This window comes from Brevibacillus sp. FW301-21C12A, assembly GCF_058788915.1.
On sequence record NZ_JBYTBG010000014.1, the window covers coordinates 40,740 to 56,911 of the forward strand.

The window sequence follows — 16,172 nt, forward strand, 5'->3', positions numbered from 1 at the left end:
GCCTCAATAACTGGCTAAGCACACAGAGATTGGCACGCTGCCAATTACTTCCCCTGCTCCAGTTCCTCGACCAGCGCAGACAGCTCCGCCCAACGCTCCACGGCCGCTTCCAACTCGGCTGTCACCTGCTGCTCCTCGGCAAACAGCTTTTCTACCTTGCCGTAGTCGCTGCCCGCCCCGGCAATTTCTTTTTTCAGCAGCGCGAGGCGTTCTTCCAGCGAAGCGATTTTGCCTTCGATCGTATCCCAATCCTTCTGATCTTTATAGGAGAGCTTTTTCGTGCGGTTGTTGCCGCGAGTCGCCTGACTGCCCGGCTGCTTCTCGGCTGGCTGCTGCTGCGCCCCGGCAGAGGCTGCCGCGTTCTCTCTCCGCTTTTCTTCCAGATATTCGGAATAGTTGCCTGTAAAGTGGCGAATCTGCCCGTTGCCCTCAAAGGCGAACAGATGGTCAACCGTGCGATCGAGAAAATAGCGATCGTGGGAAACGGTAATGACCGCTCCGGGAAACTGCTCCAGGTAGTCTTCCAAAATACTCAACGTCTGGATGTCGAGATCGTTGGTCGGCTCATCCAAAAACAGCACGTTCGGCTCGCCCATCAACGTCCGCAGCAAGTACAGCCTGCGCCGCTCGCCGCCGGACAGCTTGGATATCGGCGTCCACTGCATCGACGGGGAAAACAGAAAGCGCTCCAGCATTTGCGAAGCCGTAATCGCCTCTCCGTTGCTCGTCGTAATCACCTCTGCCGCTTCCTTGACGTACTCGATCACTCGCAGCTTTTCGTCCATCTCCACGCTGTCCTGCGTGTAGTAGGCGATTTTCACCGTCGTGCCGACGTCAATCGTTCCGCTGTCAGGCTGGATGCGGCCCGCAAGCATGTTTAAGAGCGTCGATTTGCCGCTGCCGTTTGGACCGATAATCCCGACGCGATCTCCTGGCAACACGATATAGCTGAAGTCGTCGACCAGCTTTTTATCCCCGTACGCTTTTTCGATGTGCTCGATCTCGATGACCTTTTTGCCCAGGCGGCTTGCGCCCAGCGCCATTTCCAGCTTCGCCGCCGGACCGTCCACCGTCCGATCGCGCAACTCCTCTACCCGCTGGACGCGCGCTTTTTGCTTGGTCGTCCGCGCTTTGGCCCCCCGGCGCAGCCAGGCCAGCTCGCGGCGCAGCAAATTTTGCCGCTTGTCCTCTGCCGCCGCCTCGTTTTCTTCGCGCTCGGCTTTTTTCTCCAAAAACGTCGCGTAGTTGCCTTCGTAGCTGTACAGCTTGCCGCGATCCAGCTCGAACGTGCGGTTCGTCACGCGATCGAGGAAATAGCGATCGTGCGTGACGAGCAGCAAGGCGCCTTTGTAGCGGGACAAGTATTCCTCCAGCCACTCAACCGTCTCGTTGTCGATATGGTTCGTCGGCTCGTCGAGAATCAGCAAATCGGCTGGCTGGATCAGCGCTCTTGCCATCGCTACCCGCTTGCGCTGGCCGCCAGACAGCTCTTTTACTTTTTGCGAAAAGTTGGACAGACCGAGCTTGGTCAAAATCATTTTCGCCTGGGTATTGCTCTCCCACGCATCGGCCGCATCCATCCGGCTTTGGACGGCAAACAGCCGCGCCTGCTTTTTCTCGTCTTCCGGGTCTTGCTGCACCGCTTCCAGCGCTACCTCGTATTCCCGCAGCAACTGGATGAGCGGGGACTCTCCGTAAAAAACTTGCGCAAGCACCGTAGATTCTTCATCGAAGCTCGGATTTTGCGGCAAATATTCCACGTGAAAATGGTTCGCATGAATGATTTTTCCGCTATCGGGCGTATCTTGTCCCGCCATGATCCGCAGCAGAGATGATTTTCCTGTGCCGTTGACTCCGATCAGGCCGATCCGCTGCTGCTCTGCGATATGAAAGGAGATGTTATCGAACAAAACTTTCTCTCCGTAGCTTTTGGAGAGGTTTTCTACTGAAATAATCTGCATGGTCGTCGTCACCTGTACTTTTCGATTTGCCGTCCTCACAGAATCGTACCATTTTTTTCGCGGAAGCTCTAGGGACTGACTGCCCGCAAATTTCCTGCCGCCAGATCAAAAGCAGGCGTACTCCCTGCAATCGAGAGTACGCCTGCCGTTCATTCAACGGTGAAGCCACTGTTCCGTGCGCGACAGCAGCTCGCCGATTTTCACATCGTGCACGACCAAGTCCGCCCATCCGTCCAGCGGAGTCGGCTCCTGGTTGACGATCACCAGCCTGGCTCCGTTTTCTTTGGCGCGCTGCGGAAACCAGTTGGCGGGACTGACCGTAAGCGACGAGCCGAGCACGATCAATAGCGGCGCGCGCTCTGTCCATTCCACTGCCAGGTCAATCTGCGACTGGGGCAACGACTCTCCGAACAGGACGACATCCGGACGAACGAAGCCTCCGCACTCACACTGGCTTCCTTCCTCCTGCAAATACCGCTCGCTCGGGTAGCTTTTCCGGCAGCGAATGCAACTGACCGTCGTCAACGTCCCGTGAAGCTGTGCGACCGCCCGACTCCCGGCCCGCTGGTGAAAGCCGTCTACATTTTGCGTGATGATGCCGGCAAGCAGGCCGCGCTGCTCCCATTTTGCCAATATTTCATGCCCGGCGTGCGGTTTGCAGGAGCAAAGCCCCTCGATTCGCATCCGGTAAAACTCCACGAACGACTCGCGGTTGCTTCGCATCGCTTGCGTGCTCGCGAGCTTTTGCGGATCATTTCCGCGCCACAGTCCGGTCTGCGAGCGAAAATCCGGCAAGCCGCTTTCCGTCGACATGCCAGCACCCGTAAAGACGACCGCGCCCGGCGATTCCTGCAGCCATTTGGCAAGCGCTTCCATCTGCATCCCCCTCTTTCTTTTTGCCCCCATTGTATCGGAGGAAAAAGAGGGTGTACAGCTAGTAAGCCGCAGAGTAGCCGTACTGCTGTGGATAAGCGGTTTGCGGCTGGCTAGGCGAATAGTAGGTGTAGCCCGCCAGCTCCGGGTAATGGGTGTACTGTCCGTACTCCGGCGGCTGCGTGTAAGCCGCAGCATCGTAGTAGGAGTTCACCGGCCATTGGCTGGAATACTGACTGGAATAGTCGTAGTGCGGATATTGGCTGGAAGTGTGCTGCCATTGGCTCTGGCCCTGGTTGGGAGCGGGGTTTGCCCCCTGCTGGCAGCCGAGCGGCGGGCCGATGACGACGGTCCGGGTAATCGGCGCAAAGGTGTCTTTTACCTTCGCTTCGTCAAGGCAATACGTGTGTGCCCAGATGCTCGCCGGGGTCAGTCGCAGGATGTCGGAGCCGAAAATCACTTCCGGTACAGGCGCGTCGAATATCGCGATCAGATGGGTATCGTCCGTCATGGCTACTTCATAGTGCCACCAGCCCTGCGGCACGTTCGCCACTTGCCGCGGCTTGATATTGAAGTTGAGCAACTGGTTCGTAAACGGGTTGATGATCGAAACGATCGCCTCTCCCGTCACACAGTAGACGAGCTCGGAAGCGTTTTGGTGAATATGCGGCTCAATCACATTTCCCGTCGTCAGGAAAATGTCGAGCAACGACGTGTTGCCAAGCGTGTTCAGTTGCTGGATGCCGAGCGCGTCAATGAAGTTCCCGGCGTCTTTGCGAAAAAACGTGTTGTTGCGCAGATCGTATGTGAATTGCGTATTGGGTGAAGTGTAATCCCGATAGGATGTAGCCATCTGTCCAATTTTCCCTCCAACATGTGGGTATATGTCTCATACGTATCCATATTCCGCTGCCCTCAGTGGGTGCGCCCATGTTTAGGCGCCGCTTTGCTCGCTACGGCCTGCGCGCATGCCTTGGCACTCTTCCTCCTTTTATACATATGGTGATAACAGTCGCGCCAAGTTCTCTTTTGGAGGGGATGGGAAGTGGCCACCTATTTCGTTTCGGATATTCATGGACAGAATCAGGCTTTTCAGCGGGCATTGCGTGATGCCTCTTTTTCCCCGCAGTCAGGGGATCGGCTCTATGTGATTGGCGACATGATCGACCGCGGGCCCGAGTCCAAGGAAGTGCTGTTCGAGCTGTTCCGCCTCCGCCAGCAGCACCCGAACCAAGTCTTTCTGCTCAAAGGCAATCACGAGCAGATGCTGGAAGATTGGCTGCTTGGGCAAGGAAATCCGGAGCTTTACTTGCGCTACAACGGAGGGGATGCCACGATCCGTTCGCTGCTCGGCCCTCATCCGCTGCGCCGGGCGTTTCTGCATTCCATGCCGTCTGCCGCAGAACAGGAAGAAGCCCGGCGGTTGATTTTGGCCAAGTACCCGGGGCTGTTGCCGTCCTTGTCCAGCCTGCCTTTGTACATGGAGCTTCCGGCTGACCCGCAATCAGGAGCGCCCGCGGTTCTCCTGGTCCATGCCGGGATTCGCCCGGGAATCCCTCTGCACGAGCAAAATCCAGAAGATCTCCTGTGGATTCGGAAGCCCTTCTACCTTTATTATGGAGGAGACAGGCCGATCGTCTTCGGTCACACCCCTGTTCCCCGGTTGCCTGACTATGAGGGCCATGGGCCGTGGCGGCGGGGCAATCTCGTCGGGATTGACGGTGGAGCTGCTTACCGGCGCGGAATCTTGTTGGTAGAGTAGCCCTCTTTGCAATCGATCTTCGTCCCGATTCGCGACGCCCAGCCCACCATGTCCGTGCGGATCATCTGAGTTCGACGACACCTCCTTTGTGTGGCAAAGCTTTGGCTCCTACCTGTGGCTACTGCTTCAGGTAGCGTTTCCCGCTTTTTTTCGGACAAGCCGCTTTGCTTTTACAAATTGTTACTTTTTATAATCTACTTCCGATTCGTAATATGATAAGATAGAGGGACGAGGTGTTGTTATGAAACGTCAACAAGTGATGGAACAATCCATGTTTGCGGCATGGGGCGTGTCCCTGATTGCCACAGCGGGAAGCCTGTTTTTTTCGGAAGTATTGAAGTACATACCGTGCGATCTGTGCTGGTACCAGCGAATCTTGATGTATCCGCTCATCATTTTGCTGGGGGTGGCCTCCGCCAAAAAAGATTACAAGATGTCATCATACGCCCTGATTCTTTCGCTGATCGGCGGCTGCATCTCCCTCTACCATTACCTGATTCAAAAGGTGCCTGCCCTGCATGAGCTGGGCAACGCTTGCGGTATCGTGCCTTGCAATACGGACTACATCAACTGGTTCGGCTTTATCACGATTCCGTTTTTGGCGCTGGTCGCCTTTACGCTGATTAGCATTCTGCTGTTCATCGTCATGAAAAACGCAAAGGAGATTTGATGCATGAAAAAAATTATCTTTTTTTCCATCCTGGTAGCTGCGCTGCTCATTGGCGCCATTGTGTACTCGGATATTTCCAACCGCGAGGCGGCTGCAGGCAACCCGTACGGAAAAGCCAATCTGAATCCGGCTACCATCGAGCAACTGAAAGATCCGCTGTACGACAACCTGATTATGCCAGAAGAGTTGAAGCAGAAGATCGAGAGCAAGGAAGACTTGTTCGTCTACTACTACAGCCCGCTGTGCGAGCATTGCCGCGCAACCACCCCGGTCCTCGTGCCAATCGTCAAGGACATGCAGATCGACATGAAAAAGCACAACCTGCTTGAATTTAATGCAAGCTGGGATGAGTTCCAGATCGAATTTACCCCGACCCTGGTTCACTACAAGGACGGCAAGGAAGTCGCTCGTCTGGTAGGCGGCCACGAAGCCGACGAGTGGAAGAAATGGCTGGAAGAGCAGAAAAAATCATAGTGGCAAAAAGCCCTCGGACTTTACCGTTCGGGGGCTTTTTGCTGCCTCGGTGACAAATATGTGAACGCATACAACGAGAAATAGCCCAAACGAGTCATTAGGCTTTTGGAAGCGAATGCCTATAATGGGTAATGGGGAATATTCCAGGAAAACGGAGGTAATGGCGTTGACCCTCATCGACTTGACCGAAACGTTTGGCTTTCGGGCGACGTGGAACCCGGAGCTGATTTTGTTGACCGCTCTCATCGGACTTGCCTACTTTTCGCTGACAGGACCTTTGCGCCGGACGTTTCCGGACGCAAAGCCAGCCACGCTCATACAGAAACTGTCGTTTTCCGCTGGCTTGCTGCTGTTTTATTTCGGCATGGGCAGCCCGCTAAACGTCGCTGGCCACTTTTTGTTCAGTGCCCATATGCTTCAGCAGTCCATTCTCTACCTGGTGATGCCGCTGTTGCTTTTGTCTGGCACACCAGCCTGGCTCATGCGCTCGCTGTTTGAACCCAGGGGGCTGAAACAGGTTTTGCGCGTGGCGAGCCATCCGATCCCGGCCGTCCTTTTGTTCAATGCCCTATTTTCGTTTTACCACATGCCTGTTATTCTAGACATGGCGATGAACAACCTGGCCCTACATAATCTGATTCACCTGCTGCTTTTGGTTGCGGCCATTTTGATGTGGTTGCCTGTCATCGCCCCTATTCCGGAGATTCATCGGCTGTCCGAGTTGCAAAAGCTGGCCTACATTTTTGCCAACGGCGTGCTGATTACGCCAGCCTGTGCGCTCATTATTTTTTCGGAATCGGCGCTGTACGGCACGTATGTCAACGGTCCTTCCATGCTGTGTGCGCCGTTCTTCTCCGCGCCGATCGACAAATCGATGTTCGCCGTTCCGCTCCTGCCTCTGGACGATCAGCGGCTTGGCGGAATCATCATGAAGCTGGTGCAGGAGTTGACGTACGGCTCCGTTTTGGCCTATGTGTTTACCGCCTGGTACCGGAAAGAAAAAGATCAGCCGGACGATCAACTGATCCCGCAATAACGGCCCAAAAAGCGGCTCTCTCATTTTACTTGCGAAAAAAGGAGGCATCCCGCGTGCCACTCACCCCGACTGCCGCTATCCGGCTGAGACGGCTGCTGCTGTTTTTGCCGCTGCTCGTCCTCGCCGCGCTCGTCGCCTCGTGGTTTTGGCTGAGCCCGTCGTCGGTTTCGGCCAAGCTGCCGGACGTACAGCTACAGACGCTGGACGGAGAGGCTTACTCCCTCGCGCCGAAGCCCGGGAGCATCCGCCTGGTCGAGCTGATCTATACGCGCTGTCCCGACATTTGCCCGACGACCACCGTGAAAATGGTGCAACTGCAAAAACGGCTGCAAGCGGCTGGACTCATGGGGCACGGCATTGAGTTTTTGACGATTACGATCGACCCGCAAAACGATACGCCGGACGTGCTGCGCTACTACGTCAAACAGCTCGGGATTGCAGACGAAGGCTGGATTGTTTTGCGCGGCGACGAAGAGACGATTCGCACCGTGACCAGCTCTCTCGGCTTCTTTGCGAAAAAGACCGAGGACGGCTTTATCTCGCATACGTCGAGCACTTACCTCGTCGATCAAAACAACGCGGTCATCCGCAAGTTCGGGATGGGCGAGGACTTTGATCCGGAGCAAATTTATCAAGAGTTGTTGAACTTGAAGAAGGAAGGGTAACGCAAATGAAACGCTTTTTCACGCTATGCCTGTCCGCACTGGTCGTTTTGGCTGCGGCTTGTTCCAGCCAGAACGACCAAGCGCTGGAAGCTTCCGGCGCCCCTGTTGACGCCGCTTTTTCGATAGAGCCTGCCGAGCCGGTAGCGGGTCAACCCATTACGTTTTCGGTCAAGGTGACGCAGGAAGGCAAGCCTGTGGACGATGCCCGGGAAGTGTCCTTCGAATGGTGGAAGGATGGACAGGAAAAGCACGAGACGATTCCGGCGAAACTCGTAGCCGATGGCGTCTATACGGCGCAGCAGACGATCAGCGAGCCTGGCTCCTACTTTGTCTACTACCACGTCACCGCCCGCGATTTCCACAACATGCAAAAGACGCCTTTTACCGTAAAAGCCGCAGCCAGCGCCGACCACGCCGCTACGGGTCATGCAGACGGCGGACACGAGCACGGCAAAGCAGCCGCAGACAAAGCGCATGCAGCCAGTGGAGTCGACTTTCACTTGATGCCTCCAGACGAGCTCAAGGCGCAAACCGAAGCGGCCATGGTCGTTCATCTGCTAAAAGACAACCAGCCATTTGCGGAAGGTACGGTCAAGTTCGAGTTTTGGACGGGAGATGAGGTGAAGCACAGCTTCGTCGATGCGAAAGAAACGAGTCCCGGGCAGTACGAAGGCCGCCTCTCCTTCCCCGCTTCCGGGGAATACACGCTGAAGGTCCATCTGGAAAAAGGCGACGTGCACGACCACAAAGATTTCACCGTGACGGTCAAGTAACAGGCACATAAGCCTGGCACCTGATCGGGACGGCAAGCCAAGACGGCCTTTCCCATCCAGGAAGGCCGTTTTGCTAGAAAGCGCTGCGTCTTTTCGTATTAGCAAGTAAAGTAGGCAATCCGGTTCAGTTCCAAGCCATAGTATTCCCAGCGGTTTCCTCTCCAGCGGTAGCCTGTTACGGACGAACGACCGATGAATACGGGATAAAACCAGAAAGACCGCCCATTTTGCAGCCAAATGTACGTATAGCGATACAGGCACGGATAAAATCCGCCTGGTTCAATCCGACGCGTTCCCCCGTATCCTCGCGATCCCGGCGAGCTGGGCGTCCTGCCTGGGGGTGGGCCTGGCGGCGGGGGAGGAAAACCTCCAGAAGAACCTCCGGGTGGCGGTGGCGGCGGGTAACCTCCTGGGGGATACTGATATGACATGACGTTTCACCTCCTACAAGTCTCCCTATAAGAGATGCAGCAAACGCACAGATGGACTGTGCGTTTGCCCGTGGTCATTCACCTATTTTTCCGCTATTGTCCTCTAAAAACTGCTGTTGGCAGCAGACTGGCTATCCGTTCGCAGCCGGTTCGTCCCCGTTCAAATGAGCGGTGCTGTTCGCAAACCGGATGATCTTCCATTTCGGCGTCTGTTCCAACAGATGAATCCCTGTGTTGTCAGAGTGGAAGCAGACGTTATTCTCATGCGGCAACGGAAGGAAGCTTTCTATCAGTTTGGTTATCATTCCGCCGTGGGAAACAATCGCAATCCGCTTGTACGCTTTGCTGTTTTCCTCGATAGAAGAAAGGATGCGTTCCGCGCGTGCCCTGAACTCTCGTATGCTCTCCGTCTCCTGCCTTTCTCTCAGGTCATCCAGATACGCTACCGGACAGCCGACCGCGTCGGCTAAAATCCCGGCTGCTTGACTGGCTCGCTTCAACGTACTGCTCCAAATAAACTCGGGCGGAAACTCTTTTTGCGCGCGAGCAGACATTTTCGCCACTTGGATAAGCCCTTTGCTCGTCAAAGGCAAATCGGTAGAACCCGTGTAATCCTCTGGCAAAAAGTCAATACGGGCGTCCGCCCATGATGAAGCGGTATTCCCAATGCGTATTTTTGAAATCGGTAATTTTCACGCCGCCAGACTCCTTGGAGAAGGTGTGCAGCAGCTTGTCGTCACCCATGTAGATGCCGACGTGGGTAATGCTTTGCTTAGGCACGTTGATGCCTTTGTAGTCGGACTCCTTGTAGCCTTTATAGGCCATGAAAAAGACCAGGTCGCCTTTTTTCAGCTTGTTAATATCTGTTGTATAAGTGCCGTTGCTTTTCACAAAATTGGCTTGGGAGCGCGCGCCGCCGTTGCCCATGTCGATATTGGCGCCTTCGCGGTACGCCCACATCGTAAACTCGGAGCAATCCATCGTCTTTTTGTTCGCACGGGACGAGCCGTACTCATACGGTGTGCCGATGTATTTTTTCCCGGCCGCAATCACCTTGTCCGCGATTGCAGAAGAGTTGGACTCCTCCTCCTGACCCGGGTCCGGAGTTGTGCCCGTGCCGGTGTCCTCCGCCAAAATTCGGCGTGCGCCAAGCAGCTTCTTCGTATAATCGCTGACTTTTTTCAAAACTACCGCATCTTCGCCTTGCGAAGAGTATATGTACTGGTCATTTCCGATGTAAATTCCCATGAAGGCAGGTGCGCCTTTTCCATTCGAGGAAAAGAACAGCAAATCCCCAGGCTGGATATTGTCTGCCGAGACGGACTTTCCGGCTTTGTACAGCTTGGCAATCGTGTCGTCAATCGTCACGCCAGCCTGTTTGTAGATGTACGTAGCAAGTCCCGCAGAGCCGAACGAGTTCGGACCAACCGCCCCGTATTTGTAGTCTTTGCCGATCAGGGATGTAGCGACCTGCACGATTTTTCCTGCTTTGACAGAAGATTGCGAATCCACAGTCTTAGCTGCTGCCTGTCCACCTTCTGCGAACAGAAGCAGGGATGTGCTTAGCATGACGGCGACAGTCGACTTTTGCAACCAATCTCGTTTCGTCATTCGTTCTCCTCCTGGCTGTGTTTTTTCCCAACGGATCGGGTACAATCCCACTTTACTGGAAAAACTCGACCCGTTTAAGTCTGTAAATCTTTCCAACAGAGGATTTGATTACATAGTCGGATGACCATAGCCCTGTATCCCAGGCCTGTCTGACCGATTCGCCCCATACCTTTTCCCCATGCCAAAAAGGCCCTTGTCCGCTCCCGGGACAAGCGCCTGCTCGCTTGACAGGTCCTGGCATCGCTACCGAGGTTTTCGCTTCCCTCTCGCAAGCACATTGCACAAAAACTGTACGGTTTCTCCCATTTTCAGCCGATGCGAGCCTTTTATCAAAAAAGTAGTGTCGGGTTTCATTCTTTTGGCGAGACTGCGGTGCAAGACCTCTTTGTTCGGGCAATGCATGACCCGGTTCGCGGGAAAGCCTGCCCGGATGGCCGCGCGCGCAATATGGCGGGCACTTCTCCCCAACGTGTACAAATAATCCACATTTTTTTGACTCAAATACTCCCCGACTTCCTCGTGCCCTCGCACTTCGTAGCAGCCCATCTCCAGCATGCTCGCCAGCACGGCTATTTTGGTGCTGTGTCCAGACTGGCTGAGCACATCAATCGCCGCCTTGGCCGCATCCGGATTGGAGCTGTACGTATCGTCCAGCACCTGGACATTGTGGGCCAACCGATAGCTGACGAGCCGCTTCCGCTGCGGCTGGAACCGGCGCAGCCCCTCCCGAATTTCCTGGAACGGGATGCCGAGTGTATGCGCAACCGCAATCGCCGCCAGCGCATTGTACACGTTGTGTTCTCCCAAAATCGGAATGAACATCGCCTCCCTTTGCTGCTGAAACGAGCAGACGAAGGAAATTCCGCCTTCCTCCTGCGCAATGCTGTCCGCCCGATAATGCGCTTCCTGCTCGACCCCGAACGTAACGAATCTACCAGCAAACGTCCCTGCAAAAGGCTGCTGGGTAAACTGGCGCGAGTATGGACAATCCCAATTGAGAAAGACGATACCGGTAGACTTCATGTTGCGGATCAGCTCGGATTTTGCCATGGCGAGCCGTCCGATGTCTCCGCCGAAATTGCCGATGTGCGCAGTGCCTATGTTCGTTATAACCCCCAGATTCGGCTGAATGATCTGGCAATGCTGGCGAATATGTCCACTCCTCAATATCCCGAATTCAAGCACGGCCGCTTTGTGCTCGTCCCGCAAACGGCTGACATGCGCTCTCGTATTGCCCAAAAAGTTCTTGTTGTACATCGAACGATACGTGGGCATGCGTCTTTGTAAAATCGCATAGATCATTTCTTTCGTCGTCGTTTTTCCGGCGCTTCCCGTCACCGCGATCACCGGCTTGTTCAGAATCACCGTCTTTGACGGCCCTGTTTTTGTCTTTTTCCCTTTCTTTTTCACTGACATTCCCCCCTCTCCCAATCCGCTTTCGTATTGTATGTCCGAGGGAAACAGCCTGTATAGACCGCTATCTATGAAAACGTTCCGCTTCTATCCAAAACGGACGGACGACTTTTGGAATAGAGTAGAGTGGAGAGGTGAAGCCAATGAAAAAGAAGGTCACCATCGCCGCTGTAGGCGATATCCTCATGTGGAAGGAGCAGGTGGCTTGCGCCAAGCTGGCTTCTGTGGATCAGTATTCCTTTGCGGATATGTTCGTTCCGGTCGCCCCCATCCTGTCAGGCGCTGACTTGACGATCGGCAATCTGGAGACAACGTTTTCCGGCAAAGGCCAGCCCTACCAGATCGGCTCGGCACGAACTGGCTATCCTCGGTTCAACTGTCCCGACGAGCTGGCGCGCGACCTGAAGCAAGTCGGCTTTGACGTCGTGACGACCGTGAACAACCACTGTCTGGACGGAGGGCCAAACGGACTTTGCCGCACACTGGACGTCCTGGATCGCTACAAGCTTGCGCACACAGGCACGTACCGCTCCCCGCAGGAGGCGAGCATTCCCTTTGTCCGGGAAGTGAACGGCATCCGCATCGCGCTGCTCGCTTACACGTACGGAACGAACAAACAGGTCATTCCCGCCCACATGCCATGGCTCGCCAATCTCATCCGCCGCGACGCCATTTTGCAGGACATCGCCGCCATCCGCCCGCTCGTCGACCTCGTGATCGTTGCGCTGCATTTTGGCGTGGAATTCCGCTACACCCCGACAGCGAACCAGCGCCTGCTCGTGCAAAGTCTCCTCGACCACGGCGCCGACGTCATCCTCGGCGCGCATCCGCACGTCCTGCAACCCGTCGTCACCCCGGCGATCTCACTTGCGGGTGGCAGAAAAAAGCGCACACTCGTCGCCTACTCGCTCGGCAATTTCACTTCCGAGAAAATGCTGCACTTCGATCAGTCACAGATTGGGGCCATTCTGCGCTTTTCTGTGGAAAAGGATGCCCACGGGCAGGTCGCCATCGGACAAATCTCCGTCATCCCGACCTACTGCCAGCGCTTCCTGCAAGGAGGCCGCGTCCGTTTTCGGGTCATTCCCATCCGCTCGTACTTGAAGCATCCCGATCCGCACCTTCCCCTGCTGCAACGAAAAAAGCTGCGGCTCCTGTGGAACCGCGCGATTCAAATCATCGGCCGTAAGCCAAGTATTTTGATCGAGTAAAAGGGGGCCAAAAGCCTGGCTCCCTTCCTTCTTTTTCTTCATTCTTTGCCAAGGCTTGCGCCGCCGTTGTGGACAAGCTTGTGGCTGCCCAGCCGTTGCCGCATGCAATTTGACAGTTATCGAAACATTTTGGTAAAATCATCAAGTAACTACCAATATTAATTTTGATAGTTACAGAAAGTTGTTTTATCCGGCATTCCTATGAAAATTTTTCACCTGGGCTGTTCGCTGTTGAATCCGATACAAAAGGGAGAGATTGCTTTGCTGCATGTTCGCGCGATTACCGCCGATGAGGTGACAGCGTTTGCTGCGTTCGGCCGCCAGTCCGGGCAGGTTGTTCACGATGTCGCTACCTATTTGGAAGCGATGCTGGCAAAAGGAGCCATGCGCCGCGAATGGTGCTTTGTCCTGGAGAAAGACGGGGCGTGGCTGGGAAGACTCGCCTTCTGGACGCTGCCTGGAAGCGAAGTGGCGACAGACGTCGTATTATGGGATGTGCCGTGGGAAGCGGCTGACTGCGCCCGGCTTGGGCTTGCTCTGTTTCGCGAGGCGTGCTTGCTGATGGGCACGCAGTTGGACGGCACGATCGGGCATGTAGTGGACACTCCCCCGATGACGCCGCAGTGGCAAACCCATCCCGCCAAGCGACAGGCCGTGCTGGAAGCGGCCGGCTTTCAGCTCAGCCGGATGACGGACCGTTTTGATTGGCATGCGCCGCCCGACCGCGCGCAGACTGCTCTCGGTCACAGCAAAAACAGCGAACACGAAATCGTGTACCGCACCATGCCAGAGGTAGGGGAAGCGGCGTTCGTCGATGCGATCGAGCGCGTCTCCCGCTTCACCTTCGACCAGTACATCGTCCAAGAGCGCCAGGCAAAAGGAGCCGCGGCTCAGGCCGAGGAAATGTTTCGCGATTTGCAGCGGATGGCCCATCAGCCCAAATGGTGGCAACTCGCTTATACCCGAGACGCCAAGCTCATCGGGTTACTCATGCCTACGGTCAGCCCGACGTATGCCACCATCGGGTACATCGGCGTCCTGCCTGAACAACGCGGAAACGGCTATATTCATCCGCTGCTGCGCCGGGCAACCGAGCTTTTGCTTGCGGCAGGACAGACGTATATCCGCGCTGACACCGACCAGCAAAACAAGCCGATGGCCCATGCCTTTTTACGTGCCGGCTATCGCCCGTTTGCCAGCCGCCTGGAGTACAGCCTGGTCCGTTCGCCCTAGTCCGTGAGCAGCCAGGCCAGTTTGCAAAAGCAGATAAGCTGGCCTGGCCGCGCTTTTTAGCAAAAGGCTCGTTGCCAACGGGTAACGAAAAAAAGGGGGCGACTGCCGAAGCAATCACACCCTTTGCTGCCTTTTTCCGTTTACCCCGCATGCACTTTTGATACCGCTGCCCCTGGCTGGGCCAGCGGTTCTTCAGACAGCGCATGACGCAGCAATTGCGTAGCCCGCTCGATGTCCACATTTTTTACGAGAGCAATTTCACTGACCATCATCTGCTGGGCATTGTCTAGCATCAACTTGTCACTCGTGCCCAATATTCTGCCCTGGCTGATCCGCCACAAATCACGGATCACTTCCGCCTGCTCATAAATATCGCCGCTCTTCATTTTTTCTGTATTCTGCTTGTATCTCTGTGCCGCATTCAACGTGGAGTCAGGGCTCTCTGCCTGCATGATCGCCAACACTTCATCCAAAATGCCAGCCTCTACGACCATGCGAATGCCCAGTGCGGACATTTTTTCAACAGGGACCATGATATTCAACTCTTTTTGCAGCATGTTGAGCACATAATAGAGCTGCTTTTCACCCAGGAATTCTTTTTCTTCCACTGCCTCGACTACGCCTGCCCCGTGCATCGGGTAAAAAATCTTGTCACCTACATGAAACATACGTCCACCTCCTACAATGCGATCTAATTCATTATAACACAGTTATCGAATTTAAAAATTTTTATTTTATCATGCACTTTTATTTTAAGTCAATATTTAATTTTGGATAAAAATGCATGAAAGATTCGTGAAGAAAACAGCCGTCCCGATGCGCTTTTGCCTGTCGGGGATTAGGACGGGTTTTCCTTGGCAGGCGATGTCCCTTTCTCTTCCAAAAGCTGTTTATTTACTGGAAGGAGTAAGCAAAAAACTATCCTCGCGAGCTTGCCGAACGGGAAGAGGACTGGCTTGCTTTTGCCCAGCGAAAAGCAGGCATCTGTGCGCGATGCCTGCTTCTTTTCACTCGCTCTATTGGCAACAAAGGCAACCCGTTGGCCTTGTTCGGGGACTTTTTTCATGTGAACGGAACAAAAGGGAAATATTGCTAAAAAACAAGGAAAAACGGGAGCGAATACAGAATAGGATGAAAGGGCAGCTTTATGCCGTTTTGGCCAGTCCTTCGACCTAAAAAGCTTGTTTATCATCCTAACGCCTTGAGTGCGCCACAGGCATGACTTGAACCAGAAGCAGTAGACAAAGCCACCCGTCATCGCGTATGTCCGGTCCCGCCTTCCTCGTGCAGATCGCGAATCAATTTTCTCAGCAAACTCGCAATCCCGATTCCGCCGAGTGCTGTAAGCAAATTGATGCCCAAAAATACAACGGACCAGGTCAGCTCTAGCTTTTGCAAAAACAAAAATCCCGCGATCGCATTGGCGCCCAAAATCATGAGCAGATGAAGCTTTGGCCATACAAAGCGCAACACCCCGCTGAGCACAATGGACAGGAAGTGAAATGTCAGCACTTTTGAACCAATCACAATCAGAAATTCCATACATACACCACTGCCCTTCCATTTCAAATGTTGTTCGGAGGAACCCGACATGAATACCGATTTCCAAACGCTCATTGATTCGCTCGCCGGAGAACTTGTTTACGACGAAGCGAAGCGAGTGGTAAAAATCTTCGGCAGCGTTGGACCAGTTCGTTGCCCGCTACAAATTTTGGCTCCCTGATGATTACCGCTCTTTTATTAGTCAATACAGCAAAGCCGTCCTGTTCCAGCACAGCGACTACGGCGGCGGCTATGACATTTTGAGCCTGTCGGAAGTGATTGACTATTGGAAAGGATACAGCATTGACGATCCGTATTACCCGATCATCTGGAGCAGTCACTCCATTGGCGCCCTTTGTGTAAACCAGGAGCAAGCCGGAGCGGAAAATGGCTACTTGACGTGGATCAGTGCGATGGACCCGGAAAACCCGCTGGACTTGCACATGAGTTTTACCGAATGGTTTATGAAACTGCTCGAACGGGAGGGGAAAGAATTTTGGTTGGAATAGGCCGTTCG

18 protein-coding genes are annotated in these 16,172 nt (G+C 54.5%); 10 read left to right on the forward strand and 8 right to left on the reverse strand.

Annotation, left to right across the window (positions count from 1 at the left end):
• Nucleotides 1-44: 44 nt before the first annotated feature.
• From AC3WQH_RS11275 to AC3WQH_RS11285, 3 genes are all read right to left on the reverse strand, one after another.
• A complete protein-coding gene (locus AC3WQH_RS11275) occupies nucleotides 45-1,961 on the reverse strand; it encodes an ABC-F family ATP-binding cassette domain-containing protein (RefSeq protein WP_005833211.1) in 1,917 nt (638 codons plus the stop codon).
• A 153-nt stretch (nucleotides 1,962-2,114) separates the two neighbouring features.
• Nucleotides 2,115-2,837 carry an NAD-dependent deacylase gene (locus AC3WQH_RS11280; protein ID WP_005833212.1) on the reverse strand — a complete coding sequence of 241 codons (723 nt, stop codon included), beginning with the start codon at nucleotides 2,835-2,837 and terminating at the stop codon, nucleotides 2,115-2,117.
• A gap of 58 nt (nucleotides 2,838-2,895) precedes the next feature.
• On the reverse strand, nucleotides 2,896-3,687 hold the full coding sequence (locus AC3WQH_RS11285; RefSeq protein WP_025844935.1) for a cupin domain-containing protein: 792 nt from the start codon (nucleotides 3,685-3,687) through the stop codon (nucleotides 2,896-2,898).
• Nucleotides 3,688-3,879: 192 nt separating this feature from the next.
• On the opposite strand from AC3WQH_RS11285, the gene AC3WQH_RS11290 reads away from it, so the two are divergent.
• The 6 genes from AC3WQH_RS11290 (at nucleotide 3,880) to AC3WQH_RS11315 (ending at nucleotide 8,214) form a co-directional block, all read left to right on the forward strand.
• The gene (locus AC3WQH_RS11290; RefSeq protein ID WP_309479552.1) at nucleotides 3,880-4,596 is read left to right on the forward strand and encodes a metallophosphoesterase family protein; all 717 of its coding nucleotides are present in this window, start codon (nucleotides 3,880-3,882) and stop codon (nucleotides 4,594-4,596) included.
• A 241-nt stretch (nucleotides 4,597-4,837) separates the two neighbouring features.
• Entirely contained in the window at nucleotides 4,838-5,266 is a 429-nt protein-coding gene (locus AC3WQH_RS11295; RefSeq protein WP_005833216.1) for a disulfide oxidoreductase, read from the forward strand.
• 3 nt (nucleotides 5,267-5,269) lie between these two features.
• A complete protein-coding gene (locus AC3WQH_RS11300) occupies nucleotides 5,270-5,740 on the forward strand; it encodes a thioredoxin family protein (protein ID WP_005833218.1) in 471 nt (156 codons plus the stop codon).
• Nucleotides 5,741-5,906: 166 nt separating this feature from the next.
• Entirely contained in the window at nucleotides 5,907-6,776 is an 870-nt protein-coding gene (gene ctaG, locus AC3WQH_RS11305; RefSeq protein WP_007784839.1) for a cytochrome c oxidase assembly factor CtaG, read from the forward strand.
• 53 nt (nucleotides 6,777-6,829) lie between these two features.
• Complete coding sequence (locus AC3WQH_RS11310) at nucleotides 6,830-7,441, forward strand: SCO family protein (protein ID WP_007784837.1); 612 nt, start codon at nucleotides 6,830-6,832, stop codon at nucleotides 7,439-7,441.
• A 5-nt stretch (nucleotides 7,442-7,446) separates the two neighbouring features.
• Nucleotides 7,447-8,214 (forward strand): FixH family protein, encoded by a 768-nt coding sequence (locus tag AC3WQH_RS11315; protein ID WP_007784833.1) that lies wholly within the window; start codon nucleotides 7,447-7,449, stop codon nucleotides 8,212-8,214.
• 562 nt (nucleotides 8,215-8,776) lie between these two features.
• Here AC3WQH_RS11315 and AC3WQH_RS11320 read toward each other — a convergent pair.
• The 3 genes from AC3WQH_RS11320 to AC3WQH_RS11330 all read right to left on the reverse strand — a co-directional run bounded on the left by AC3WQH_RS11320 (nucleotide 8,777) and on the right by AC3WQH_RS11330 (nucleotide 11,672).
• Nucleotides 8,777-9,268 (reverse strand): histidine phosphatase family protein, encoded by a 492-nt coding sequence (locus AC3WQH_RS11320; RefSeq protein ID WP_081494717.1) that lies wholly within the window; start codon nucleotides 9,266-9,268, stop codon nucleotides 8,777-8,779.
• A gap of 4 nt (nucleotides 9,269-9,272) precedes the next feature.
• Nucleotides 9,273-10,256 carry a C40 family peptidase gene (locus AC3WQH_RS11325; RefSeq protein WP_007784828.1) on the reverse strand — a complete coding sequence of 328 codons (984 nt, stop codon included), beginning with the start codon at nucleotides 10,254-10,256 and terminating at the stop codon, nucleotides 9,273-9,275.
• Nucleotides 10,257-10,499: 243 nt separating this feature from the next.
• A complete protein-coding gene (locus tag AC3WQH_RS11330) occupies nucleotides 10,500-11,672 on the reverse strand; it encodes a UDP-N-acetylmuramoyl-tripeptide--D-alanyl-D-alanine ligase (protein ID WP_309479556.1) in 1,173 nt (390 codons plus the stop codon).
• 140 nt (nucleotides 11,673-11,812) lie between these two features.
• Between AC3WQH_RS11330 and AC3WQH_RS11335 the strand changes: the two genes are divergently transcribed.
• Entirely contained in the window at nucleotides 11,813-12,880 is a 1,068-nt protein-coding gene (locus AC3WQH_RS11335; RefSeq protein WP_327945037.1) for a CapA family protein, read from the forward strand.
• A gap of 261 nt (nucleotides 12,881-13,141) precedes the next feature.
• Nucleotides 13,142-14,113: a GNAT family N-acetyltransferase gene (locus tag AC3WQH_RS11340; protein ID WP_025844949.1), complete on the forward strand. Its 972-nt coding sequence runs from the start codon at nucleotides 13,142-13,144 to the stop codon at nucleotides 14,111-14,113.
• A 140-nt stretch (nucleotides 14,114-14,253) separates the two neighbouring features.
• Here AC3WQH_RS11340 and AC3WQH_RS11345 read toward each other — a convergent pair whose 3' ends face one another.
• Both AC3WQH_RS11345 and AC3WQH_RS11350 read right to left on the reverse strand, forming a co-directional pair.
• A complete protein-coding gene (locus tag AC3WQH_RS11345; RefSeq protein WP_005833235.1) occupies nucleotides 14,254-14,781 on the reverse strand; it encodes a CarD family transcriptional regulator in 528 nt (175 codons plus the stop codon).
• 586 nt (nucleotides 14,782-15,367) lie between these two features.
• Entirely contained in the window at nucleotides 15,368-15,655 is a 288-nt protein-coding gene (locus AC3WQH_RS11350; RefSeq protein WP_005833238.1) for a hypothetical protein, read from the reverse strand.
• Between the two features lie 49 nt (nucleotides 15,656-15,704).
• Between AC3WQH_RS11350 and AC3WQH_RS11355 the strand changes: the two genes are divergently transcribed.
• Together AC3WQH_RS11355 and AC3WQH_RS11360 are read left to right on the forward strand one after the other, a co-directional pair.
• Nucleotides 15,705-15,836 carry a hypothetical protein gene (locus AC3WQH_RS11355; RefSeq protein ID WP_007784819.1) on the forward strand — a complete coding sequence of 44 codons (132 nt, stop codon included), beginning with the start codon at nucleotides 15,705-15,707 and terminating at the stop codon, nucleotides 15,834-15,836.
• Nucleotides 15,796-16,164 (forward strand): SMI1/KNR4 family protein, encoded by a 369-nt coding sequence (locus tag AC3WQH_RS11360; protein WP_007784817.1) that lies wholly within the window; start codon nucleotides 15,796-15,798, stop codon nucleotides 16,162-16,164. The genes AC3WQH_RS11355 and AC3WQH_RS11360 overlap by 41 nt, the downstream gene beginning before the upstream one ends.
• Nucleotides 16,165-16,172: the final 8 nt, after the last annotated feature.